Source organism: Rhizobium sp. BK176, from assembly GCF_024808055.1.
This window is the reverse complement of record NZ_JANUBV010000001.1, coordinates 852,880-877,489: the sequence shown is the minus strand read 5'-3', so window position 1 is coordinate 877,489 and position 24,610 is coordinate 852,880. Positions and strand designations below refer to the sequence as shown.

At 60.7% G+C, this 24,610-nt stretch carries 21 protein-coding genes and 1 pseudogene; 8 read left to right on the top strand and 14 right to left on the bottom strand.

What is annotated here, in order from left to right:
- Window positions 1–84 precede the first annotated feature (84 nt).
- Window positions 85–7,590 carry a putative Ig domain-containing protein gene (locus FHT76_RS04895; RefSeq protein WP_259184637.1) on the bottom strand — a complete coding sequence of 2,502 codons (7,506 nt, stop codon included), beginning with the start codon at window positions 7,588–7,590 and terminating at the stop codon, window positions 85–87.
- Window positions 7,591–7,879: 289 nt separating this feature from the next.
- Between FHT76_RS04895 and FHT76_RS04890 the strand changes: the two genes are divergently transcribed.
- Window positions 7,880–8,581, top strand: a complete 702-nt coding sequence (locus tag FHT76_RS04890; protein WP_259184636.1) for a hypothetical protein — start codon at window positions 7,880–7,882, stop codon at window positions 8,579–8,581.
- Window positions 8,582–8,598: 17 nt separating this feature from the next.
- Here FHT76_RS04890 and FHT76_RS04885 read toward each other — a convergent pair whose 3' ends face one another.
- The 5 genes and pseudogenes from FHT76_RS04885 to FHT76_RS04870 all read right to left on the bottom strand — a co-directional run bounded on the left by FHT76_RS04885 (window position 8,599) and on the right by FHT76_RS04870 (window position 11,804).
- Entirely contained in the window at window positions 8,599–9,609 is a 1,011-nt protein-coding gene (locus FHT76_RS04885) for a hypothetical protein (protein ID WP_259184634.1), read from the bottom strand.
- A 102-nt stretch (window positions 9,610–9,711) separates the two neighbouring features.
- Window positions 9,712–9,978 carry a hypothetical protein gene (locus FHT76_RS04880; protein ID WP_259184633.1) on the bottom strand — a complete coding sequence of 89 codons (267 nt, stop codon included), beginning with the start codon at window positions 9,976–9,978 and terminating at the stop codon, window positions 9,712–9,714.
- Window positions 9,979–10,014: 36 nt separating this feature from the next.
- Entirely contained in the window at window positions 10,015–11,172 is a 1,158-nt protein-coding gene (locus tag FHT76_RS04875) for a transposase (RefSeq protein ID WP_259184632.1), read from the bottom strand.
- A gap of 206 nt (window positions 11,173–11,378) precedes the next feature.
- Window positions 11,379–11,426 (bottom strand): annotated as a pseudogene (locus FHT76_RS41375) (hypothetical protein); the annotation flags it as partial.
- A gap of 69 nt (window positions 11,427–11,495) precedes the next feature.
- A complete protein-coding gene (locus tag FHT76_RS04870) occupies window positions 11,496–11,804 on the bottom strand; it encodes an RNA polymerase sigma factor (RefSeq protein ID WP_259184630.1) in 309 nt (102 codons plus the stop codon).
- 127 nt (window positions 11,805–11,931) lie between these two features.
- Here FHT76_RS04870 and FHT76_RS04865 point away from each other — a divergent pair, with 127 nt between their 5' ends.
- Both FHT76_RS04865 and FHT76_RS04860 read left to right on the top strand, forming a co-directional pair.
- On the top strand, window positions 11,932–12,180 hold the full coding sequence (locus FHT76_RS04865) for a hypothetical protein (protein ID WP_259184629.1): 249 nt from the start codon (window positions 11,932–11,934) through the stop codon (window positions 12,178–12,180).
- A gap of 30 nt (window positions 12,181–12,210) precedes the next feature.
- Complete coding sequence (locus tag FHT76_RS04860; RefSeq protein WP_259184628.1) at window positions 12,211–12,348, top strand: hypothetical protein; 138 nt, start codon at window positions 12,211–12,213, stop codon at window positions 12,346–12,348.
- A gap of 154 nt (window positions 12,349–12,502) precedes the next feature.
- Here FHT76_RS04860 and FHT76_RS04855 read toward each other — a convergent pair whose 3' ends face one another.
- Window positions 12,503–12,970, bottom strand: coding sequence for a hypothetical protein (locus FHT76_RS04855; RefSeq protein ID WP_259184627.1), 468 nt, complete (start codon window positions 12,968–12,970; stop codon window positions 12,503–12,505).
- A gap of 120 nt (window positions 12,971–13,090) precedes the next feature.
- Here FHT76_RS04855 and FHT76_RS04850 point away from each other — a divergent pair, with 120 nt between their 5' ends.
- Window positions 13,091–13,432, top strand: a complete 342-nt coding sequence (locus tag FHT76_RS04850) for a hypothetical protein (protein ID WP_259184626.1) — start codon at window positions 13,091–13,093, stop codon at window positions 13,430–13,432.
- Between the two features lie 52 nt (window positions 13,433–13,484).
- Entirely contained in the window at window positions 13,485–14,177 is a 693-nt protein-coding gene (locus tag FHT76_RS04845) for a hypothetical protein (RefSeq protein WP_259184625.1), read from the top strand.
- 119 nt (window positions 14,178–14,296) lie between these two features.
- On the opposite strand, the gene FHT76_RS04840 is transcribed toward FHT76_RS04845, so the two are convergent.
- The gene (locus FHT76_RS04840; RefSeq protein WP_259184624.1) at window positions 14,297–15,181 is read right to left on the bottom strand and encodes a hypothetical protein; all 885 of its coding nucleotides are present in this window, start codon (window positions 15,179–15,181) and stop codon (window positions 14,297–14,299) included.
- Between the two features lie 63 nt (window positions 15,182–15,244).
- On the bottom strand, window positions 15,245–15,976 hold the full coding sequence (locus tag FHT76_RS04835; RefSeq protein WP_259184623.1) for an NADAR family protein: 732 nt from the start codon (window positions 15,974–15,976) through the stop codon (window positions 15,245–15,247).
- 108 nt (window positions 15,977–16,084) lie between these two features.
- Between FHT76_RS04835 and FHT76_RS04830 the strand changes: the two genes are divergently transcribed.
- On the top strand, window positions 16,085–17,218 hold the full coding sequence (locus tag FHT76_RS04830) for a hypothetical protein (RefSeq protein ID WP_259184622.1): 1,134 nt from the start codon (window positions 16,085–16,087) through the stop codon (window positions 17,216–17,218).
- A gap of 3 nt (window positions 17,219–17,221) precedes the next feature.
- On the opposite strand, the gene FHT76_RS04825 is transcribed toward FHT76_RS04830, so the two are convergent.
- Entirely contained in the window at window positions 17,222–19,132 is a 1,911-nt protein-coding gene (locus FHT76_RS04825) for a PcfJ domain-containing protein (protein ID WP_259184620.1), read from the bottom strand.
- A 60-nt stretch (window positions 19,133–19,192) separates the two neighbouring features.
- On the bottom strand, window positions 19,193–20,035 hold the full coding sequence (locus tag FHT76_RS04820) for an alpha/beta hydrolase (RefSeq protein WP_259184619.1): 843 nt from the start codon (window positions 20,033–20,035) through the stop codon (window positions 19,193–19,195).
- 64 nt (window positions 20,036–20,099) lie between these two features.
- Here FHT76_RS04820 and FHT76_RS04815 point away from each other — a divergent pair, with 64 nt between their 5' ends.
- Window positions 20,100–20,654 carry a hypothetical protein gene (locus FHT76_RS04815; RefSeq protein WP_259184618.1) on the top strand — a complete coding sequence of 185 codons (555 nt, stop codon included), beginning with the start codon at window positions 20,100–20,102 and terminating at the stop codon, window positions 20,652–20,654.
- Between the two features lie 111 nt (window positions 20,655–20,765).
- On the top strand, window positions 20,766–22,625 hold the full coding sequence (locus tag FHT76_RS04810) for a helix-turn-helix domain-containing protein (protein ID WP_259184617.1): 1,860 nt from the start codon (window positions 20,766–20,768) through the stop codon (window positions 22,623–22,625).
- A gap of 42 nt (window positions 22,626–22,667) precedes the next feature.
- On the opposite strand, the gene FHT76_RS04805 is transcribed toward FHT76_RS04810, so the two are convergent.
- Genes FHT76_RS04805 through FHT76_RS04795 form a run of 3 tightly spaced genes read right to left on the bottom strand, consistent with a single transcriptional unit; the run spans window position 22,668 to window position 24,599 of the window.
- Window positions 22,668–23,576: a hypothetical protein gene (locus FHT76_RS04805; protein ID WP_259184616.1), complete on the bottom strand. Its 909-nt coding sequence runs from the start codon at window positions 23,574–23,576 to the stop codon at window positions 22,668–22,670.
- 46 nt (window positions 23,577–23,622) lie between these two features.
- Entirely contained in the window at window positions 23,623–24,024 is a 402-nt protein-coding gene (locus tag FHT76_RS04800; protein WP_259184615.1) for a hypothetical protein, read from the bottom strand.
- Window positions 24,021–24,599, bottom strand: coding sequence for a hypothetical protein (locus FHT76_RS04795; RefSeq protein ID WP_259184614.1), 579 nt, complete (start codon window positions 24,597–24,599; stop codon window positions 24,021–24,023). Before FHT76_RS04795 ends, FHT76_RS04800 begins: the two co-directional genes overlap by 4 nt.
- Window positions 24,600–24,610: the final 11 nt, after the last annotated feature.

Below are 24,610 nucleotides of genomic sequence, written 5' to 3'. Positions count from 1 at the left end.
GCACGACCTACGGGGCCCAGTGAAGCTTCTGGGGCGAGGCCCGCAAAACAAAATGGCCACCCTCTCGGGTGGCCATTTTCGTTGTTACCACGACCGCTTGATCGGTACGAAGCTTGCGGAGGAGGAGTTCGACCCGTTGCCGAGCTGGCCGACGGTGCCTGTTCCCCAGCATCCGACTTCGCCCCAGCTGTCGATCGCGCAGGCGGCGTCTGTGCCAGCGTCGATCTTTTCAAGGTTCTCGGCATTCGTTACTTGGGCGTAGGTCGTGCCGCAATATGCCTTGCCGTCGGTTTCGATCACGCAAGCCCTGCCGCCGCCGCGGGAGCCGTCCTTGATCGCCATCACGTTCACGACCGGGCCGCTCTGGCAACCGGCGAACATGCCGCTGACCGACTTGTAAGCGTAGCCGTAGGTCTCCGCTGCGGCGTTGGCTCCCGTAACGGAGGACACGATACCGGCTGTCGGGTATTTGGTGCCTGTAGCGCCGCGGCAAAGACGGCCTTCTCCACCCCAGCCCCACGAATACAACGAGCCGTCGCTCTTGGTCGCGTAGGTGCTGATGTACTCCATGCCGATGCTGGTGACGCCGGAACCGAGGCCCGAGACAGCCGTAGGGGTCGAGGTCGAAGCATTGCTGCCGGTCCCAAGCTGACCGTACGTTCCCATTCCCCAGCAATAGGCCAGGCCGTCCTTGATGGCGCAGGTAGACGCCGCACCCGGCGAGCTGAGAATGTCGGTCATGGCGACGAAGGTAACACCGGAAGTCATGATGCGGACAGGCGACACGCGGTCGGTCGTCGTCGAATCGCCGATCTGGCCATTGGCGTTGTCGCCCCAGCACCAGAGTTCCCCGCTTCTCAGGACGGCGCACGTCGTGTTGATGCCTGCGGCGACCATCACCGCGTCCGTGAACGAGCCGGCACGGACCGGCACGTTGGAGTTGGCCTTGACGCCGTTTCCGAGCTGGCCGTCGGTCCCGCCGCCCCAGCACCACACTTGGCCTTCGCGAACGCCGCAGGCGTGGTTGCTGCCTACGGAAATCTGGGTGAATCCGGAGGAGGTCGGGCGTGCGACGAAGATCGTGACGTCCTGCTCGGTCGACTTTGCTTCCGCCTGGGCGTTGTTATCCTTGAAATCCGCCTTGAGGTGGAAGGTGAACTGGCCAGGCTCGCGAGGCGTGCCCGTCAGGATACCACCCGAGATCGACATGCCGAGCGGGAGCTTCTGAGACGCGTTCTTGAACGAGACGGTATAGGTCAACCCTGTCTTCGGGATATTGGTGAGCGTCATCAAGTCGCCGAGATCATAGGTGTATGCAACCCAGCGGTCCGCATCCTTCACTGCCGTCGACATCGCCATATCGATGGTCGGGAGACCGATGTCCAGCTGGTAGACCGCCGAGCTGGCGACCTTCGAGTTGGTCTTGTTGGTCGCCGTGACCTTCACCATGAAGGTTCCGCTGTTAACCGGGGTTCCCGTGACGATGCCGTTGGAGGACATCGTGAGGCCGGCCGGCAGCGTTCCGCTGTCTGCGACCCACTTAAACGAGAAGTCTGTGACGCCGGCGTTCTTCACTTCGGCGAAGGTGCTGAAGTCGAAGGAGTAGGCCAAGCGCTTGGTGGCAACGGTCGGCGTTCCAGGCATCATGCGGACATACGGACCCGATGCGTCGACATTGATGGCGAAGACGTTCGAGTCACGTGTCTCGGTTCCCGTCGCAAAGGTGTCCGTCGCCTGGATCGTCAGGCCGCCGTACATTCCGAGGCCGACGGCAAGCGGAGCGGTCGCCTTGATAGCGCCGGTGGTGGCGTCGACGGTGAAGCCGTCTGGCCAGTTGCCCGAACCCTTGACGTACTTGACCGTGCCGAGGGCGTACGCGGTGTCGACCGTGCGGTTAACGTCTTCGTAAGGGTCGACCGTGACGATGTCGGGAACAACGACACGGAGGTTCGGCAGGACCGAGACCTTGACGGGCTTCGACGTCACGCGCTTCGTCGCGTCGGAAACGTAGACGTCGAAAGTCTTGTCGCCGATCGTCGGGAACGACCCCGTCACCAGGCCCGTCGACGCATCGATGCCAAGATTGCCCTTGAACTCGCCGGGAACGTGGGTCTGCGGGTCGCCGTCGATGGCATAGGAGTAGAACGTGACCTTTCCGTAGGTGTTGTCTGATGTCGACTGCATGCTGATCGGTAAGCCGACTTTCGTCACGACGTCTGAAACGTTCAGGACGATGGCGTCGTCAGGCGTGATCACGCGGATAGACACGGATGCCGTTGCCGTCTGCCCGAAGCCGTCGGTAGCGGTGAAGGTGTACGGGCCGAAGGTACCAAGCTGTGTGGGTGTCCCGGTCGCGACGATCCTGCCGTTGTCCCAACCGAAAGCGACACCAGGCGGCAGGGAGGCACCGGTCGTGTTGACTGACCAGTTGGCCTGCTGGATCGGGAGGTTCCACGCCTGGTTGACCGGCGTGATCGCGAAGTCCTCTATGGCCTTGTTGACCACGATGGCGGAGACCGTCGCAGGCGAGGCGGGCGTCAGGAGGGCGAAGCCGGTTGGAGCGCCGTCGACAACGACGTCGAAGGCGTTGGACTCCTGCTCGTCGTGGAAGGTGGTGCCAGCCACTACGAAGGCGTCCGAACCACGGATGGTCAGACCCGTGAACGAAGTTCCCTTGGCGGCCGTGATCACTCCGCCGATAGCGCCGTTCAGCGGATCGACAGTCATGCCGTCCGGCCAGTTGCCGCTGCCCTTCGAATAGGTGACGGTGCCGAGGATGTTCGACGCCGTGACCGGGGTGATGTGTTCCTTGCCGGCTTCCGCGTAAACCGTCGGCACGTCGATCTTCAGCGCGTCGATGACGTCGATCGAGAGCGTGTGGTCGGTAGTGCGTCTTGTGCTGTCGGAGACCGTGACGACGGGTGCCATGTGACCAGCGGTCGAGTAGATCGCGGTCGCAAGTCCGGTGGCGTCGACCGAGACGGACGGATCGGACGACAGGTAGCCCATGTCGCCGAAGGTCCTGCTGTCGGCCTTGATCTGCACCTGGACCGGGAAGTCCTTCTTGGTGCGGCCGGAAATCGAGGAAACCTCGATCCTCTCGTCCTCGTCGAGAACCGAGATCGCCACCTGCGTGCTGGCTGCGGAGCCAAGGCTATCCGTGGCCGAAACAGGGACAGAATAGTCGCCGACTTCCGATGTCGTGCCGGACAGGACGGCGCGTCCGTTCGCGACAGACATCGACAGACCGGATGGCAGGCCGGAGGTCGGGATGACCCAGTCCGAAGCGGGGATGGACTTGCCGAAAGCGGAGTTCAGCGCATTGACCGCGAAGGCGGGCAGCGCCGTTCCCTCGACGACGCCGAACGGGTTCGGCTTGGCGGAGAGTTCGAGGCCCTTGCGTTCTTCGACGACCAGCGTCTGCGCGTCGGCCGAGGCGGTGCGGCCCGCGGCGTCGCGGGCGCGCCAGACGAGACCGGGGAAGTTGCCCTTTTCGGTTGCGTAACCCGTGAACGACGCCGAGGTATCACCCTTCACCTGTGTCACGCCATCCGGAAGGGTGCCGGAGATCAGGGACCATGTGACCGGGCGGCCAGCAGCCGCGTTCACCGCATTGACGCTGAGCGTCGGAGTAGTGGTGTAACGGTAGATCGTTTCCGAAGCAGCCGACGCTACGACGGCCAGCGGCGCGGCGTTTTCGACGTCGATGGCGAACGGCCCGAGCTTGACGCTGTTATATTCCCCTTGGTTCGGCGACGGGATGGCGTAGTCGTCGGCGTGCAGGTCACGGGCTACGACATAGAGGCCGCCGAAGCTTCCGCTCTTGGACGGAGAGCCGACGAGCGACGGCTTCAGAGTGTCGAAGACAAGCGCGTCGTAAGGGAGGAGCGAAGAGGCGTTCGGATCGTTCGCGTCGATCCACTTCGAATTGCCGTCCTCGTCCTTCCAGCCCCAGCCGAGGAACACCTTGTTTTCGTCGTAGTTCCTGTAGACCAGCGTGCCCGGAACGTCGCCCTGGAGCGAGTAACGCACCGCCTTGATCACGTTGCCCGTCGACACGGACCACGAGGCGTCGATGCCGCCGTTGCCCGCTGCCGCATACTGCTTCGCGGACAGATCGGGAGTGACGGCGTTCGCGGTCATCGGCGCGACGACCGTGAATTGCTGGAACGCGTTCTCCTCGAAGCCGCGCCCGTCTGCGTCGCGAACGCCGATATAGAACGCGTAATAGTCCGTCGGAACCGAGAAGTGGCTGCTCGGCAACCAGGCACCGGTATCCGTGTCGAGATCGAGACCGTCATGGACTATTGCGGGGTTCGTCGAGAAGACGACGTTTCCGACGTAATTCGAGACGTCGATCGGGTCGGTGACGAAGCGCTCGTCCTGGCGGAGCTTGAGGGTGTTGTCCCCGTTCTTGCGCTTCACGAAGCCGTCGAGGGTCGCCTTGATGACAAGCGTGGCGGGCTGTTCGGGAGAACGGTTGCCTGCGTCCTTGACATTCAGCTTCACTGTCCACTCGCCGAGCTTGTCGGGAGCGCCGGTGACGCGGCCAGTGGTCTTGTTGACGTCGATCGTGCCGGTCATGCCGTTCGCGACGGCATCCGTGGCGTCGATCGAGTATTCGAGCGGCTTCTCGTAGGAACCGCCGACGATCGGAGACGGCGCGGCCGTGCCGTGTGTCGGACTGACGACATAGTTGCCGTTGGCGTCCTGCACCAGGTAATAGGTCGCCTTGGCGACGTTGTAGGCCAGCGTCACCGGAGCCGGTTTCGTGATCTTGATCGAGAACGGAGCCGTCCAGCTGTCGAGGCTTTCGCCAGCGCCGCTGATCGATGTCGCCTTGAAGACGATGCCGCTGACGACGGTGTCGAGCGGGGCGGTAGCCTGCCCTTCGACAGTGCCGGTCTCGCGGTTGAGGGTCAGGCCTGTAGGAAGGTCGGGCCCCTTCGAGGTGTCGACCGTCCAGTAAGGCTTGTTCCAGAAACCGGAACCCGTTTCGCCCTGCACGGGCACGCCGATCAGGGCCGCGTTTGCAAGGCGCGGCACCTCGTAGGCGCTCTCCGAGGTCTTGACGGTCGGATACGCTCGCACTTCGAGCGGCACGTGCATGACGCCCTCGCGTCCTGCTTCGTCCTTGAACGTTACCTCGACAACGCCGTTGTATTCGGACGTCGGCACGCCGGAGAAGGTGCCGTCGGCCGCGTTGAAATCCAGACCTGCCGGCTTGGACGGGTTCGCCCCTACGAACGTGACCTTCTCCGGACCGCCGATAACCGTGTCGCGGACGACGTAGTTGCGAAGCGTGTTTGACGCCGTACCCGGAATATTTAGCCAGGTGGCGCTTTCGCCAATGGACGTATTGCCGCTGACGGTGCCCTTGAACGTGGTGTTGACCATCGAGTCGGGTGCTGGCCAGTCGACCACCTGAATGTGGAATTCGTCGGTCGTGACGGTCGAGCCGTCTTCGTCGGTCGCCGTGATGGTGTAAGGACCCCAACGATGCAAGTCGTCATAGGCGATCTGCGGCGCGGCCGTCATCTCGCCCGTCGTCGGGTCGAAAGACAACCAAGCCGGTAGCGGATCGGCGGACTTGTTGTTGAGGACGTAGTCGACGCGGAAGTTCTTCGCACCGTCGGGCTGCTTGACGACGAGCGGCGTCGCCTTCTGCTCGCCCCAGCGGACGGTGAACTGCGGATCGACCAGGCTGGCGACGGCGATTTCGTCGCGCGGCGTCACGACGATCTCGAACGGGTTCGAGGTCACGGGCTTGCCTTCGTAATCCGTCATGGTCACGGTATGCGTGCCGTACGATTTCGCCGCCGAAGCTGTCGCGCCGTAGAAGTCGCCACCCTCGATGCCGATGCCGACGGGGAGCGTCTGCGGATCGGAAATCGTGAATTCAGGATAGGTCTTCGCGCCGGAGACGTCCGGGATGACCGAAGCGGCGTCATAGGGGATAGACCCCCACGCCTTCACCGGGCCAAGGCGCTGGACGGTGATGGTGGGGACGGTTCCGGTATCAAGCGGGCCGTGACCGACATAGGAAAGCTGACCTGCGATTTCGTTGCCGTCACCGTTGGACAGGGTCAAGGGTATGGTGGCATCGCCTGCGGCTGTCACCGTGCCGGAGACGCCGACCTGAGCGGTATCGACGGTCGACGTGGTGAAGGAGAAGCCAGCCGGCAGAGAGCCGTTGGCGGCCTTCACTTCGAACGGGTTCTGGCCTCCCTGGACCTCGGCTATACCGGCGAACGTCTTGCCGACGCGCACATGGCGGTCCTGCTGGGCGGTGGCATCGGCCAGCGAAAGGCCGCCCGGCCAGGTCCGGAACATGAGTTCGCAGGACTGTGGCGTGCCGACATTGCCGTTGATCGTAACGGTCGACGCGATCGTCACCTTCGTCTGCTGGTTGGCCTTGGACGGAGTACCGACGATCAGGTTGTTCTCGAGCTTGAGGCCGTCGGGGAATTCGCCGGAAATCTGCGTGTAGTTCACCTGACCGGAGGCGTTAAGCGGCTTCGGAGGAGACATGGAAACCGCCGTTCCCGTGTTCAGGTCGAACGGAAATTTGGCGTCGCAGCCGAGGATCGGCTGGCCGGTACCGAAGGTCAGCCAGCCAGAATATCCCTCGGTACCGTCGCTGTCGATCGCCTTCACCCTGATCTTGCCCGTGTCGAACGGCTTGAATACCCATCCCCAGAGCGCGAAACCGTTTGCCGTCTGGTTCTGGACCGCGACGCCTGTCGGAAGACCGTCGGTCTTGTCGATCTCGAGGTAGTAACGCATCGGCTTGGCGGGATTGATCGTGTGCAGAGCGAAAATCTTGCCGGGAACGGTCACGTTGAACTGGACACCGCTTTCGACGGGCAGGTCGCGGATGTCGGCCCAGTCGACCGGGTGGTTGAACGTCGGTCCGTCTTCGACGATGTAGTTGCCCCAGTAAGTGGCCACCACTTCGCCCATGTAGTTCTTTCCAAACAGCATGTAGCGCTTCTGGTCGGCCTTCGTCGGCGTACCCTGGATGTAAGGGCCGTTGGCGGTGATGCCGGAGGGCAACGGATAGATATGCTGCCAGCTGTCGATGACGACGCCGGCCGGAACCTTCATTTCGTCGACCTTGAACTTGCCGGTATGCGCGTAGATGTCCGCATGAACGGGGACGCCCTGGATCGTGTAGATGTCGAAGTGGGCTTCGGCCTTGGCGACGGTGTTGCCGAGCGAGTCGACACCTTCGAGCTGCACGGTCGTGTCGAGACCCGGCGTCGTCGGCGTGCCTTCGAACGTGCGGGTCGCGCTGTTGAAGGTGATGCCGTCGGGCAGCGAGCTTCCGGGAAGGACCGACCACGTGTCGTCTTGCCATTCGGGCTTGAGCGGCAGGAGTTCGGAGAAATCGAAGCCCACGCCGCCGGTGTAGTAGGCTGTGACGTCTTTGTTTTCCTGCTCTGGCAGGCTGACGGGTTCGAAGTTTAGGCTCTTGTACCGGAAGTAGAACACCCCGTTCTCTCCGACCATGCCAGCGGACTGCGCCGGAACGACGGAAGTGAGTGCGATGACCGCAGCGAGGAACGAGTTCCTGAATTTTGTAAACATCGACGTACCAATCAAGGTGAATTCATAGTTACTAAGAAGAATACGGCGAGTCGATACAAGGGGCAATGTCGAGGACTGCCCGATCAGGGAAAATTTGAGACTTGAAAGATAGAGAGCGCCATGCGAGCCGGAATTAAATAGAGGACGCCAAAGCTCGGGCGACGATACGGTTGAGGTAAGACGTCGCGTGGCCCATAACAGCCTTTATCGGCCACGGGCAGTAGAAACCTTGTCGCTTGGACGTCGATGACGCACAGTTGGTCATCAGCCACGCGACAGGAAGCGACCGATGGAACTGCATTTCGAGACGATCATGAAGGCCGCTGAACAGCAGCTGGCAAACGAAGCCCACATGCTCGTCAATACCGACCACAGGACGGCGGTCAAGCTGGCGACGATCGCCGTCGACAAGATCGCGCACCGATACAGCACGGCACAGAAGCTGACGATCCTCGCCGGGGTGAGGGATATCGACGAACTCGAAGTGGAAATCGCCGCTCTCGCACCCGTCAGAAAGATGTCCGAAGTGGCCACGGTGATGCTGAAATCATGCATCGCGGAACGGCTCGGCATGGTCACCGCGGCCATCGACATCGCGGTGTTCGGCAACGGCGTCCTCCGTGCGGCAGAGTCCTTCTTGAAGGTGGCGGAAGCCCAACATTGGGTCTCCAAGGACGAGGTCGTCTCGATGCGGGACGCATACGAGCGTCTCTATGCCGGCGAAGGGAGCGAAGACGATTTGCGAACGCTTCTGAAGGGAGCGGCGATCTTCAACAAGCTTTTCGGGGCGGAACGGCCCAGGGAGCGAGGCAACCAGCTTGCACCGGAACTAAGCGAGATGCGTCAGGTCGCGAACGAACTGAAGTTCTACCGAGACTTGCTCAGGCCGGGATGGCCGCTGCTGGCGTCCGCCTACGAGCAGCTCAACGACCAGCAGCGTCGTGATCGCGGCCTGACAACAGAGCGGAAGGCTCCGTCAGGTCCGAAATAGGCGGAGCGGTCCCCCGTTCAGAAGAAGCCCATGGGGCGGTCTACCCAGGCTTCGATGCATGCTCTTGCCTCGCTACCCTCGTCGGCGAGAAGAAGCATGAACTCGGACGCTTCGTCGAGAAGGTCCTCGTCGATGCTCTGATAGCGTTCGAGCCACAGTTTCTTGAGGACTGAGAACGCCTCGGCCCTTTTGGCTTTCTGGACTAGCCGCTGGCTCCTTTGCCATCCGTTCTGATTGAACAGGTCGAAGAACAGCGCTCGTGTCCGCCTGAAAAGAGGATCGTGATCCGGGTAGTCCTCGATCGGATTGAAGAACAATGCGCTCGATCCGCGATCACGCCACTTTTTGTCCCTGATGTCTCTCCATCGTTCGGTGGTGATCTCCGCCTTGGCGAAATCGATCACCGGATCGCCGAAGCCGCCATAAGGCGTGAATACCCGACCGCTCGGCGAGTTTCGTTTTCCCGTCGCATCGCGGCTTCCGATGGCGTAGCAAGGGGTGTCGATGCGGCAGTACGCCAGCTTTTCACAAACGATGATGTTCTCCTCGCAGTACCTTCGGACACGCGCCTCAATTTCAGGAGTGTCGTCCCACTGGATGTTGTCGCCAGGGCGATAGTTTCGCATCGAGGAACCTTGCGTGGCGAACGCATGGCCACACGGCTGCCGCGAGAAGAACCTGAAGCCGAAGGCGTGCCACGAGAACTGCCGCTGGTGGTCCCGATCGAAGTTCTTGAGTCCTTTGGTGGCGTTGCCTCCGTGAACCCAGCCAAAACTTCCCTTCAGCCCGCGAGTTGACTCGTTCGTGGTCTCGACCAGCGCCCAGTAGTGACCGTCATAGGCGTAGACCTTATCGTCCGACACTCCCATGTCCGATGCCAGTGCGTCTCGAAGGACCACTTCCATAAGCCGCGCGGGGACTTCTTCGAGTTCGACCTCGGTGCTGGCCCATACGTAGCGTTCTTTCGTATGGTAGTCCTGCTTCGTGTTTCCGTGAAAAAGGGTGAGGAACTGGATGTCGATTTTCATGTTGCCGCCTGCGATGTCTTTGTTTCCATTCTCATGGCGGAAACCAACGGCCGCAAACGGAAGACGCGGATAAGCGCGGGACGCCATGGAAACGGCGTCCCGTCACACACCTGCGTTTACTGGAGCTGCTTCAGCAGCTGCGGGACAGGCTGTTGGCCGGCCGGCATGTCGGTGGAAGGAAGGCTGGCGGCGAAAGACTCCACAGGTGCTTGTGTGCATCTGTGTAACGACGCCTGTCTCGCGATCCTTGGGTGCTGGCAGATTATTTTGCAAATCGTCGAGCGCCGCCATGGAAAGGGCGAGCGCACGGGCCTTGGCCAAAGGGTCGGTTCGGGGAGAGATGTCCGCTCCGAGCTTGTCGAGTTCCATGTGAACTACCCGGGCCTAAAGGACCGGGCTTCCACCTCAGGCGGCTTCCAGATGGAAGCTCGCCTGAGGTTTCTCTTTAGACGCTTCTTCGCCGCGTGCGTCTACGGCACTGATGGCCGTATACGTCTTATCTGCCGCTCCACGTCTGTAATCGGCAACCGTAGACAGAACGCCTCGGTCCGACAACCCTGTCCCAGGGTCGAGTAGTAAAGTCACAGCCCGTTTACCGATGACGACGCCGGCATTGTGGTCCGCGTTATCGCGGTGGCCGCAGGCCGTGCATTCGAATAGTGCCTGAGTTCTGCGGTTGTCGGCATCGACATGACCGCAGCAGGCGCATTCCTGGCTGGTGTAATGTGGTGCAACGAGAAACAGGAGTTTTCCAGCTCTCGCCGACTTGTAGCGTGTGAACTCCACGATCTGGCCGAGGCCAGGCTCGAGGAGACCTTTGTTCAGGGCCGCTTTGGCGGCCGCGCCGTTCTTGATGAACTTCCCGTTCTCGTCCTTCTTTGCCTTTGGCCGCTTCGTCATGTTCTTGAGCTTGAGGTTCTCGAAGACGTTGATCAACGCAGGACCATCGACGATCTTCCTGCTGGTCTTGTGGCCGAAATCCCTGCGGATATTCCGCTTTTTGGCGTTCTGGACGGCGATCCGCTCCTTCGTCTTCTGCCGACGACGAGACCCTTTCTGCTGGCGAGACAGCTTTCTCTGAAGGCCATTCCCACGCTCTTCGGCGCGATCCTTTGACTTCTTCTGCTCAGGTGAGAAGTCGAAGGCCTCGGTTGGCGAATGGACGGGGATCGTAGAGCCACGGTCGTGGCCATTAATGTTGGCCTCCAGCCATTCTCTGTCCTTCGACCTCAACCAGTCGAGCTTCGCCTGATCGTTCGCGAATACAGGGATTTCGGTCTCCGCAGGTACCTCGTCGGTCTCAAAGCTGAAGGAGACGAACCACTTGCCAGCATCCTTGACGATGCGGATCGAGTTCGGAATGCCGAACTTGCGATGCGCTTTACACTCCAGATGGCCGATGTTGTTGGTTTTCGTTCCGATGAAAAGGCGGGTGACACCGCCATCGCCTTTCTCGAAACGGAAGAGCTCGCGGGTGAGATGGATCGACCCACGATCCGTCTTTTTCTTGCGGCCAGGCCTACCGCAGAGCTTCTTGAAGAACCGCTGGTACGTCTGGTCCAATTGACTGCCGCGTTGCGCAGGATTTGCGACGGGCATTCGGAGAGCCACGGCGTCAGTTCCTTGTCCTTGAACTGGGAGAAGGACTGATCCAGCTGGGCGTATGTGCCAAGCGGCAGGTTCTTCCGCGCAAAGGTCGCGAGGTATTGATGCTCATCGCACTTGGCATTCCAGATCACGCGCGCGCAGCCGATCCACTGGTTCAGCCGTTGCTTCTGCGCTTCGGTAGGATTGGCCCTGAGGCGAATGCCCTGCAATGAATTTCCCAGCAAAATGAACCAACTATGCGCGAACTTTACCGGAAGACTTCGTCACCGGGAAGCCCCTTATCTATTCGGCTGTCGCCACTCGCTTACCTCCCCCTGAAGGGAGAGGACTGCGCTCGGGTCCCTGACAACATTCAGCACCAGAGCGTAAAGCCAGGTCCTGAAACGGCCGCTTCCCTTGAAATTGGATATCGATTGGGCAAGGCGCAAACACACCTCCTGGGCGACATCCTCGGCGTCGGCGCGGTTCCTCGTCCATTTCCAGGCGACCTTGAACACGAAGTCGTATTCGTGTTCGACAAGGCGCGAGAAGGCGCTGCGGTCTCCCGAGGCGGCCTTCTCGATCAGGTCTGGAGTCACTTCATCCATTCACGGTTCCTGCGCCCATTGCGCCGACACTCTCACAAAAATAAAGACGTGGCGCAATAGCAGCGCCTTGCTAGGTCTGTAAATAACGTTATTGTTGTCAACAAACTATAGAACCGGAGAGAACGCAATGGCAGACTTCATCGTGACAAAGACGGGCGACAAGCTGTTCTCTGGCAGGATTCCCGACGACCACCTGATTTGCCTTGGAAACGAGCTCGATTTCTCGCATCGCGGAACGGTCAAGCGCTATCGCATCGCCAACATCGTTACGCCAGTCAAGAACCGTTGGTTCCGGAAGGCGAAGTTCAGCGAGCCGAAAATCTTCCTCGATGAAGTGGAGCGCGACTCGGTGCGGAAGGTGGCCAACTGGCTCTAATAGCCATTCTCAAATCCAAGGAGCAAATCTATGTCAGAAGACTTCAAAGACTTCGAGTTCATACAGGGTGCGGGAGAGGTCATCGTCGACGGCAAGAGCGAGTGGCCGGCCTTGCTGCGCGTGAAATCCAGCGGCAAACCGCAATGGACACAGCAATCAGGATTCTGAGCGCGCTCAACAGACACGATCCTGTTGATCCCGACTACATCGAACTTGCGATGTTCGGAACTCTCGAAGAGATGCCAGAGGATTGATCGAAGCGACTACGAAAAACCCGGCTTTGACGACCGGGTTTTTCGTATGGAGAAAAGAGCTTGGGGGATCATCCAACCATTCGCAGCTGGCCGATATCGAGGGCCTGCGTGCATTCTTCGGCGATCCTCGCCTGATGCATCTTGAACATCAGCAGGACCGCTTCTGGCGAAGACATCGTTCCGGACGGCATACGTCTCGACAGGTTGTCGTAGGGCATCCACATGTCTTCCCCGTACTTTACCGCGAAACCGAGAAGCTCGCCCCGATCAAGGATGCGCGAAACGGTGTCGTCGACCTTCTCGAGCGAAATCTCCTCGACGATGTCGGGATGCTCGATCATGTAGACGGCGCGGATGCCGAAATTGGTGAGGTCAAGCGTCCAGCTGTCGGGATTGCCGCGCGCCCACTCGCAGTATCCTTCGTTCACAAGGTCGACGGCCGGCGGATAGCTGCTCTCGAAGCGCTTCATGCCGGAGTCGATGGCCAGCAGCGTTTCCTGGTGGACGGGCGTTAGGATCATCGGCGGTTTGGCCATCGGGAAATCTCCGGGAAATCGTTGATTCCACGAGGTTCCGATAGGTCGACGCGTTCATCAAATCCAAGAATCCAAGACGCCGGCTTGCCGGAACGCCTGTGATATGGCATATCGAGGTCAATGAATAAGTACGAAAACCTGAAAGCCCGACTGGACAAGGGCGAAGACGCCAGCATGAAGTGCTTCGGAAGCTCCATGCTCCCCATCCTGACCAATCCCTCCACCTGCAAATACAGACGCGAGACCTCCTACAAGATCGGCGACATCGTGTTCTGCAAGGTCAAGGGACGATATATCGACGCCCACAAGATCACCGCGATCCAGGGAAATCGGTACCTGATTTCCAATAACCACGGGCACAACAACGGTTGGACATCAACGATCTTCGGGCGAGTGATCGAGGCCGTTCTCGCCGACGGAAAGACAAGGTCATTTTTGAAAGACGATGCTACAGATCGTTGACTGCGCGCTGCTGCCTGTATATCAAGACTCCGATAGAAAAAGGAGCCGATCCATGAGCAGAGCCATCGCAATAGCCCGTCACTACAGCATGGAAATCCACAACGACAGAAGCCTGGTTGACGCGCTGGGGTCCGTCGAAAGGGAGACTGCCGAACTGCGCACCGAGGTCGAGAACGGCAGCAAGGGCGTGGACGGGATCAAGGGCGAGGCGATTGACGTCTTCAACAGCACATTGGACGTGCTTTTCCTTGCGCACCCCGAGATCACCATGGAAGAGATCGATGCAATCATGGAGGCCAAGTGCCGTAAGTGGATGCTGAAATACGCCAAGGAGGACGACCAGACCTGCACCGAAACCATGCGGGAAGCCGACGATATCATGTCGGAGCTGAAAGCAGGCGGTCTTACCATCGAGGAAATCGCCGAGGTCGCCAATATCGAACAGAACTCGGTGGAGTGCGTCCTCGATGGCTCGCTGGCATCGCGCCGGACCAAGGCCCGCCTAAATGCCATCTTCCCGGTTCTCAATAAGGCATTCGGCGGAAAATTCCGCTCGATGAAAACCATCTGGATGAAGGAAGGTCCGGACGGCGTGACATTCCACGAGCTGCTCTCAACGAAGGTTGTCGATCTGACCAAGCTTGGGTCATTCGTCGCGGCTCATGCGGCCGATGAGGAAAGTCGACGGGATGAGGCGTTTGAGACGGTGTCCGGTGCGGAGTTGAACGCCGCGGACGGACCGTAGGCGGCGTTTTCGGATCGCCCACGACAACGACCCGGCCGAGCCATCGAGCCAAACTCTGGCGGCTCGGTTGAGAAATCTCCACGAGGATGGCCAGCGGTCTTTGCCGTCTGAACGAATGCCTACATCCCACGGAAAGGCGTGAGGATTTCCGTCACGAGCGTTTCGACCGCTTCTTTGCGTGAAAACTGAGCGCTGAAAGGGATCGGTCGGTACGGCGAAAGGAACCCGGGTGCCGACCGGCGCGCGCCGATGTAGCGCTCGAAAATCGGGTCTTTGAACATGTTGTCCATGCCCAGCATGACCATGCGGTTCTTGAGGCTGCCGTAGTGGGACTGATCCTCGACGGTCGAACGTTCTCCGAAGTGCAGCTGCTGAAATAGCTCGATTTGATCGTAATTTGTTCTGCGCATGGTACCCGGGAGGCTGTGCGGTTCGTCGCCAAAGCCCCACCATGGCTTCAACACCAGCTGGTCCATCGTCGCGCCGCGCATTTCCTCAACGACATCGATGCGGCCGAGTTCGGGACGGAAATCTTCTCCGACGATGCCGTCGAAAAACATCGCCTCCTCGGCGATCCCGCCACGCGGCCCGAGCTGGCATAGCTCGGTATAGGAAACCCGTTCGCTTTCCTCTGGATAGACGAAGCCGGAGAAGGCGTAGACCGTCGCTCCGTGCTGCGAAGGCGGAAGGTCCGTCGCGCGAAAGACGAACTCGGCGTTGAGTCCGCCATTTGGGCGGAACCGATCTATTTTCCGCACGAGAAGGTCTTCAAGGGAGCAGATGTCCAGGTCAGGGCCAATCCCATCGGGAAGCGCCGTAGGCGTCCTGAGACTGACGACCGACGAGACCACGCCGTCGTCCCTGAAGCCGACGTGCAGCGGCATGCGGCACTCGTCGTACACACGTCGGTCGTCGGGCGAGGTCTCCATCACTCCGCCGGCGATGTCGGCCCTATAGCCGTCCCTGGTGACCCCGGTTTCGCGGATCGCGATCTGCATGCGCATTGGAATTCCTCCGATTGTTGCCCCATGGTGCGAGCGATATCGGAATAGGACAACCGGCGGGTGTCAGGGAGCAGGAGAGGTGGCTGACGGCTCCGGGGTCTTGACGTTGTTGTATGTCGACAGAACCTTCCAAGGGTCGATCTCGCGCCCGAGCTCCGAGATGATGCGGGCAGCGACGTACACGATATTGCCAAGCTTGTTCTTGCCCTTCCAGTTCGCGGGGTCCTCGATATTGGGGTCGTCCCATCGCAACGCGACGCCCCACTGGTCGTCGTTCGGCGCGCCCTCGACGAACTCCCGGTCACCCATGTCCATGAGGACCTGATAGTGTTCGTCCGACTGCGTGAACTTCGAGAGATTGCCGATCGTGACGGCAGGGACGGAGACCTTGTCCCAGAAGGCTATGTCGTCCGCATCCCACTTGCCGCCCTTGAGACCCGGAACCTCCCTGCCGAGCACCTTGATCTTCTTGACGTCGTGCGTGCCTGCCCGATAGCCGGGGGCCTTGGTGTCGGTCTCGCCGAACAGGACGGCGCTGCCGAGGATTTTCTCGAGGACGGACCCCTTGCCGGTGTCGCCGAACACCGAGGCCTTGGCCGCCATCATGTATTGCTCGCAGGACGAGAAGCGCAGTTTGACGCCGGACCGCAGCAGTCGACGGGGCTTGTCGTCGGTGGCGGGAGCGTAGACAGGAAGCTCTGCTTCGAAACGCGATGTGTGCCACTGGCTGAAGGGACCGCCCCAGAAGTAGACGTGCGTCGGGGTGATCCGCATCGAAAATTTGCTCAGGTCCATGTCGTGTCCTCGATTTCTGCAACCATGATGGCGTGGAATTCGGCAATCCGGAAGCGTGGAACTTGCGATCGATCATGCTATCGAAGGGAAACACCGGAGGACGAACTCATGAAAGCCAGCTTCCATTATCCGATGATGGGTTCCGGACGCTCCAGACAGGGGCGCAGCGACAAGATCGGCATCGTCGTCGGCGAATGGACGCTGGACATCCCCGAAACCACGAAGGAAGACACCCCCGTCGCCCTTTACGTCTGCCCGCACGAGAAGCCGACATACCCGGTTTGCTGGTACGACGGCGCGCATTACCGCCCGTTCCAGACATCCGAGGGGATTATACAGCAAGCGGATGGCAGTCTTCGCATCAAGGGGCTGACACGGCGTCTCGAGACGCTGCTCGGCAACAGGATGCAGGAAGAAATCACCTTCCTGAAAAGACCGCGGCAGAGCTACTACCCTGACGGAATATCGAGCCCCGACGTGGCGCACGATCTGCAGGGCGGGAAGGCCGATCTGGGTGAGAACTGGACGAGGCCGGACGGGCACTTCGTTTTCGACGAGGACGGTATGGTAGAGGCCGCGCGCTGGCGGGCGCTCGCCGAGGAAGCGGCGGGATGTTTCCTGATGGTCGACGGAAAGCTCTGGGAGAAATGCGACGAGCCGATATACAGGATCGCCGCGCGCGCCTCTCCTGGCGTCGATCTCCTCGGCGGTGGTCCGCTTGCTGGTATGATAAGGAAACCCATTCTATCCAACACAGAATCCTATGTTCGGCTCTTCAATGCGCTCGAGTACGAGATGGCGCTCGACGCGAAGGCGCTGACCGAGAAGTACCGCAAGCCGGGGTGCAAGGAGCAGTCGGGATTTATCGAGGTCTTCGTGCCGCAGGCGGTTCGCTACCAATCCGCCGAGGGCGAATTGCGACGGTTGGCGAGGCTACTCGTCCAGGACTTGGAACACGAAATGCGCCAGGGCTCCCAAAGTGGGGCCGCGAACTGGAGCGATGTTCTGTCCGTGTCCAAGATCGCAGCTTGGAACGAGGTCCGCATGGCGGAGAACTGCTTCGACTTCCCTGGCGGCCCTGAGCGCTTGGAGGAGGCTGTCGTGGCACTTGTCGATATCCTGAAGCCATTCGACTATAGAATGCGGGTTCTGCGCGACGAGGACGTCGAGGCATTGCTGTCGCGATGGCAGGATCGCGAGATCGCCGTCGACAGCATCCCCTTCATGGCTTCCCGGCTATAAAACTCAGGCGGCGTTCCGCATCGACGCGATGCGGGAGCGCATGGCGTCAACCGTCAGGATGTCGGGCACGGCCGGCAGGAACACGCCGTTGCTGAACTCGACGTCGTCACCGATTTCCTCGATCCGGTCATCGCACAGAAGCTGCTTGGCCTTGACCCCATTCGGGATGACGCGGATGCCGGTGTCGATGATGTCGAGGAAGGAGCCACAGGAAAAGGCCTCCGGGAGCTCCGTGATGTTGGTTCCGGAGAGGTCGCAGGCTCCCCCGACGGACAACCCGCTCGGGAGGGACGAGATGTTCGAATGCAAGAGCAAAAGACGTCCGCCGACATTGATGTCCGTGGGCAGTTCGCACAACAGCGACCCGTTCGCGTCGAGGTCGCCCGTGACGGAAAGTCCATCGGGGAGCCGCGTGATCCTGTGGGACGTCAAGAGGTTTCCGGCGACCGCCCTGAGGTCGTCGAGGTTCTCGACGTGCGTGTGATCGACAAGCAGATCGCCGAACACCGTCGGTCGTCCCGGAAGCGAGGCAAGGGTCGAACCGCTTGCGACGATGGACCCGCCGATCTTCCAATCCCGCGGGATTGAACTGACCGTGGCCCCGGTCATGACAAGAGAACCCGCAATGTCGGCGGTTGCCGGCATCGCGCCGACGTAGGTGTCGGGAAGATGCAGAGTGCCGCCGACCGTCATTCCCTCGGAAAGGGTTCCGATCCTGCATTCGGCGAACGTCACGTCCGCAACGGCGGCGAATCCCGGCTCGAACCTGTCGATCTGGCAGCCTCGAAAATCGATAGACTTCCGAACTCGTAGCGTGGCAGGTATTCGATCGAAGGTGGACTCGGACACGCTCAGGAAGCCGTCGACCTTGAGGTCGTCTGGAAACTCGTGGAAACCGGCACGCTGGATAGAAAGGTTCGAACGAGCGTGAAACCCGGCCGGAATGCTCCCAAGCGAACCGCCGTCAATGTGGATCATGCCATCGACGACCATATCCGAAGGCAGATGCCTGGTATCGCATTGATGGAGGCTCAATACGCCGTGAACGGTAAGCCCTGCCGGCAAGCCGCTTTGCCTGTACTCGGACAGGCTGAGAGAGCCGTGGACCGTCAGGCCATCGGGCAGGGCAAAGCCTTCCGGATATCTGCCTGGCGGGAATTTGAGATCGCCCGCCACTGCCGTTCCGGCCGGGATGGCGTACTTGTCGTAGAGCTGGCCGTCAGGAGACAGGACAAACCCAAAGCGATCCGTAAGGATGCCCGGGTTGAAGTCGGGGCGGCAAAACGCTGATGCCATGGCCGAAATATAGCGGCGGTCGGGGAGCCTGTTCTGTTTGCCTTGAAGCTGAACAATGCGGCCATCGTCGACGTTCACTTCGATGGTCGCGTGCGCCTTGCCGTAGGCGTCCCTCAGCGACAACAAAAGACGCTGACCGTTGGCGAGATAATGGTCGTATCCTCCGCCGCCGATGCAGTGCTGCATGACGGCGGACTCGCGGTCGAGCGCTTTGGGCGTCAGAAGGCGGACAAGAACGTAGCCGTTCTCGAGATCGAGCCAGACGGACTCTTCTCCGTCGGTCAGCTTCAGATTGCCGTGCTTTTGCGCGAACACCAGCATCGCCTTGTCCGCCTCCGCGAGGATGCTCGCGACCGTTGAGAACTTCATCAGTTTCTTGGGGCGGCCGGCGTCGTCGAGACGCGACAGCCACGCGCTCTTGTCGATGATGGCGGCGGCGAGCCAGTCGCAGATATGCCTGAGATCGTCGAGAGCGCATGCCGTTCGCCAGTCATCGCCCCGCGCGTCGATCTTGTTGAGGACGCGCCCGAGACTGAGCCTCAACAGTTCGAGAACAGCCACGCTCGGCGCTTCCTTGGCAAGGTGGTCGTCGATCTGCTCGGATTGGGACTGACGCATAGGTGTGCCTTTGTTGAAATCGGAACCTTTATTAAAGACTTCGACGGCGCGTGGCAACCGCTAATTCAAGACGTTGGGAGCCGAATTCTGCGCGATGAACCGATTGATGGCCACGACCATGACCCCGCCGAACAGTCCGTCTATATGACCCGCGTCTTTGACGACCACAAAGCGTGGCGGGTTGGGTGCCAGCGCGGCGAGTTCCTTGCCGGAATTCAGCGGAACGACATCGTCGCGGTCTCCGTGGAATATGAGGACGGGTGACTTCACTTTCGGCATGTCGAGGTCGCTTCGCAATGGCGAACGCAGTCCCAGCTCGACCGGGAAATAAGGCATCCTGTCCTCGACGATCGAGAGCATCGACTTGAAGGGAGACACCAGGATCGTACCGCTGACGGTGCGGTCCGCCGCTACGTGGACCGCGGGGGCCGTGCCGAGCGACTGGCCGAAGACAAGGATCGGGGAGGAGGGGTGCCTGCGAGCCGACCAGTCGTAGACCGCCAGTGCGTCGCGCAGGATCGCGTCGGCACTGACGACGCCGGCCGAGCGCGGATAGCCACGGTATACAGGCGCGACGATGCCGTAGCCGCTCGCCGCCCACGCCTTGTAGAGAAAGCCGTAGTCTTCGGGATAGCCCGCGTTTCCGTGGAAGACGATGATCGTCGGCTGACCGGGATCGGGGCGGCGGTAGAGAACCGCGAGGTCCGTCTGTTTGTCGACCGGGACAGTGACCCTGCGGACGGAGACAGGCGAGGCCATTCCCACCCAGTTCGGAACGCTTTCGTAGACACCCGGATAGATGAAGCGGTCCTGCAACGCCCAGAGCAAGGCGAAGCAACCCGCGTAGAGAATGGCGAAGGTGACGGCGAAGTTTCGAATTGTTCGGCGCGCGGATAAGGTCATTGGATGATGATGTTTGCCGATCGGGGTCTTGTAAAGCGGCCAGGCGTCGTGCTATGTCACGGCCATGTTAAAGCCAGTCACCGATTTCATCCGCAAGCACATCGATGCTCCCTTCCTCGTCATGGCGAGAGCCGCGATGGCCTTTTGCTGGAAGACGTTCGCCGTCGTTCCGCCAGCCCTCCAGCATGTCGTCATGGCGGCGGCAGGGGGGATCGGTGTCATCGCCTCGGGCGCGTTCGCGGTTTCGGCGGGAGAACCCGGATTTTCCTCGTTCCTACTACTGGCAGGCGTCGTCTACGGCGGACTTGGTGTATGGCTCTATTTGCTGGCCTCCCGAAAGCCTTGGAACGCGGCGACGTACAAGCAGGCGGTGGCCTCGGCGCTCGAAGATAGACAAGGACGGCTTCGCACGAGGGTATCCGGGCTGTTCATCGGCATTCTCATGTGCGTGGCGTCTTTCAGCCTTGCCAAGTCCGGCCAGACGGGAGAAGCGAAACTGCCGTTGCTGATGGCTCTGCTGTTCCTGACGATGACGCTGTCTGAATATTGCCGCGCCGCCGAGCCGCCGAACCCGGACGACGGCGACACATTCGCGCGGACTGCGCCATCCCGGAGCTAAGAGAAAAGACCTCGGACAGGGTGAAATAGCCACTCGAGCGGTGGCTATTTTTATGAGTGCCATGCATCGCCTGCCAGTAGCCTTGACCCTGTATTCCAGACGGGGTTTGACATGGCCAACTCGCATATCGACGTCATCGAATTCAATCAAGCCGAACTCAAGGCGAGAGCCGCCGGCGCGACGGGCGCGGTCCGCAGGCGCGTGGAAGCTTTGATCGCCGTCGCCAAGGGGCAAGACCCGCGAGAGGTCGCCGAAAGGATCGGCGCGGAACGGGCGAACGTCCTGAGATGGGTACGTGCATTCAACGACGGCGGATATGAAGCACTCTCGGAGATCAGGGTTGGCAGGTCGACCGCAATGCGCTCCGATTTCGACGCCGAAAAGCTGAGAAAGATCGCCAACGACGCTGTTCTCCCCGAAACAAAAAACAGGCTGCTCGCCATCGCGAGCATGTACGACGGCATGACGACCGCCGCCATTTCCGTGGACACAGGCATTTCGGAAGCCGTCATCAGGCGCTGGAGAGCGAACTTCAACGAGAATGGCCCAGGCGTCAAGTCGGTGGTCACCACCGCAGCGAAGCTAGAAGCGGACCTTGCAGTGACGCAGCGAACCGACATCAAGACCGTGGCCGACATCATCGGCAAGTTGACGGGTGAACAACGCGAAAAGGCAGAGGCGATCCTCATGTCTGCGCAGTCCATGTCTGTCGCGAGAATCTGCGAAGCCCTCGGCCGTCCGCGCAACTGGACGGTTTCGGTCATCAGGACCTTCAACAGCACCGGAACGGAGACGCTGTTCGGCGTCCAGAATCGTACGGCGAGAGCCGCAGCGGGGGGCCGATCCGCATCGATAGAGCTGCCGGAGGGGCACACCGTCAAGAGTCTGTCGGATGCGGCGCGACAAGTCGAGGGGCGCGCAAGCCGGGACCTCTATGCGCTGTCCAAGGTATACCTCTACAAGAACAGGCGCGAAGCGGCGGAGGCGTCGGGCGTTGCGGAGGCCAGGATCGGACTGCTGCTCGCGCGCCTTCAGAAGGGCGGCATCAAGGCGGTGTTGGAACAGCCCGCCTATATGGAGCTCGATGCAGACAAGGTCGTGCAGGTGGCTCAAGGCTACAAGGACAAGAAAGCTGCCGCGAAACTGTTCGCCCTGGCACGTGTCATCCGCGGCGAAAGCTTCGAGGCGGTCGCCGCCGACACAGGAGGCGACAAGGCAAGACTGCGCGAACTCATGAACCGTCTGGTCAGGTTCGGGCCGGATGGCGTTCCCGATGCCTATCACGTGAGAGCCGTTCCAGAGAAGCCGAAATCGAAGACCCCGCCACCGGCCATCCCGACGGCGTCAAAAGTGGCGAAGGCGACCTTCAGCGCCCGTGTCAGGAAAGCGGTCGAAAAAGAGAAGAGGGAAGCGGCCCGCAAGTCGCGCGTTCCTTCACGCTATTTCGAAGGCGTTCCAGCGGAAACAGCCCCGGTGGAAGTCAAGGCATCGTCACCGTTCGTAAGCCCAAGCCATATGGAGTTCGTCAAGTTCATGGCCAGCGACGCGGGATATGCCGGCAGAAACCTCGCATCTGCGATGCTTGAATATGTGGAGACTGGCAATGCCGAGGAAGCGGCACGCCGTTTCGGTGTCGCAGAGTCGAGTGTCCATCTGCTCTCGAACAACCTCGGCCCGACGGTCGAGTTGTACGCGGAAAACCGCGTCCGAACGATACTCGACGAAGCCGGCATCACGATCGCGAAGGTGAAGCGGCTTTCCCGGAATTGCCCGAACGGATGGATGTCGAAGCTCCGCAGCATCGGCTACCTCGCCGAACGACGCTCGCTTCGCGAAGTAAGCGCGATCACGAATGTCGGGATGGACAAGCTGTTGCGGTGGACTGCGGAAATCGCGAGGGGATGGGAGGCCGCGGAAGAGAGGCTCACGACGACGGTCCAGCCGCGGCGCGTCGCAGGCATGGGCAGGTGATGCAACCGGCGTGGCCACGGTCGAAACCGCCCGGAGCCACGTTCACATCGACATTCGCTGAGTTGTGCCGATTGCCGGTTCGGATGCAGGCGCGTCACCCCTGACGACGGCCTTTAACACGGCATAGGTCTCCAAACGCAGCGCCCGCGAATAATGCTTCCTGCCTGCGGTGGAGTCGTTTCCCGCCCATTTCAGCTGCCACTGCATATCGCCATCGATGCGACGACCGTCGACGGAAAACCGACCGGTTCGACCGGCCGCCAGATCGACCTGGATGATGGCCCGCTCCCAAGGTGGATCGCCTGCAAGCGAGATGACGGCTTTGAGGCCGGCCGCGCGCAGTCTTCTCAGCATGTTGGGAACGGAGTTCGGGTCGGCGACGATCTCGGGAGGAAGACGGTCCCTCGATTTGCGGACCTTGGGATCGGGATCGAAATCCTTTGGAGACGGGCGGCGAAGAAGGGAAGGCGAGGCGACATCGCTTTGCCACAGGTCTTCGAGTGTCGGAGGTTCGTTTGACTTCAAGGCCCAGTATGCGGACTTGATCATCCAGCTGCGTTTGGAAGCAGCGAGCTCGATCCGGTCAGCCAGTTCTTCGAACTGTCGATGCAGCTGTGTCCTGCGGTTGCCTTCCTCGGACACCATGGCTCGAGCGAGCCGCTCCAGACGATATTCGAAATCTTCGCGGGCGACAGGGTCTCTGCCTGGAAGCCGATCCCCGAGTGCGCGTTCGCGGCGTTCGGCGAAGATGTCTTCCCGGGAGGTGACGACATCGACGGATGCCACGTCCTCGGGATCGAAAGGGCCGACCACCTTGCCGATGAGATCGCCCTTGCCTGCCTTGGTGCCGACGAAATGCATCCCCGCCTGTGTCATGTAGGACCCGGTAAAGGTCTCGCCTGATTTCAGGACGACCGTAATGACGTCCTGATCCTGTCTTCCCTCGAACATGGGAGTGCCTCCGCTATCATCGCCGATCCTAGCCGCCGACGACGCATCAATCCTCGCAGGACATCATCTTCACGACGTTCGCGAGACGAGGATCGTCGGCGATCACCGCGACGCTATCGCCGGACAGCATGTCGAAGACCTCGATCTCACGCCCCTCGATCCCTTTGACCTGGAACGCTTCCTTGAAGTCGTTGAGGTAGAAGCTTTCCTTGAAATCGATGCCGACGCCGAACAGCACCAGCGACGCCGCCAGCTCGAAGTCGTGTGTCAGGAACAGCGTTTTCCGGTGAAACGCACCGACGCATATGGTCGCGCTCATCGTCTGATGGATAACGGAATTGGGAGAACCGCTCTCGGTCGACAGTTCTACTTCGGCGAGAAGGGAAAACGGCTCGCGTTCCCCCTCCTTGTATCGGATGCCGTAGAGATGATTTCGTTCGGCGCTCATGGGCGGTGCTTGCGGTTGCGGCGCTCGAGTTCTTCGGAGCTGATGAAGCCGTCCTGGTAGTTCGGGTCGCTCTCGGTCTCGTAGACGCTGTCGATATAAGCCTGCTGCTCGCGCTTGGACAGCTTCGACGGCGCGCGGCGGTCGCGTTCGAACGTGTCGACAAAGACCAGGCGGGCGTTGGCTCCCTTGTTCGAATAGCCGACGACGTCGCAACCCTTCTTGGAGCGGACCGGGTAGGCACCGGTCATCACGTAGCCGGGGATGGACTGGTCGTAATGGCCCTTGACCTCGTAGGGAAGGAAGGGACACCCCTTTTTAAAGACGTAGGCGGTCCCGGAGACAGCGCCTTTCCAGACAAGCGTGCCGGAGAAAGCGGCCATGCCTTCGTCCACCAGGCCACGCAGGGAAGGCTTGACCTTCATGTAGCGAAGGTTGCCGTATTTGTACTGGGCGATGATCGTCGAGCCGTTGTGGTCGAAGAAGTCCGTCTCGGGCGCGCCTGCGGGCTGTTCCGTTGCCATGGCGGCCGAAGCGGAGAGAACGAGGGCGGAAAGCAGTACGGCGGTGAGCTTCATGGTGGTCTCCG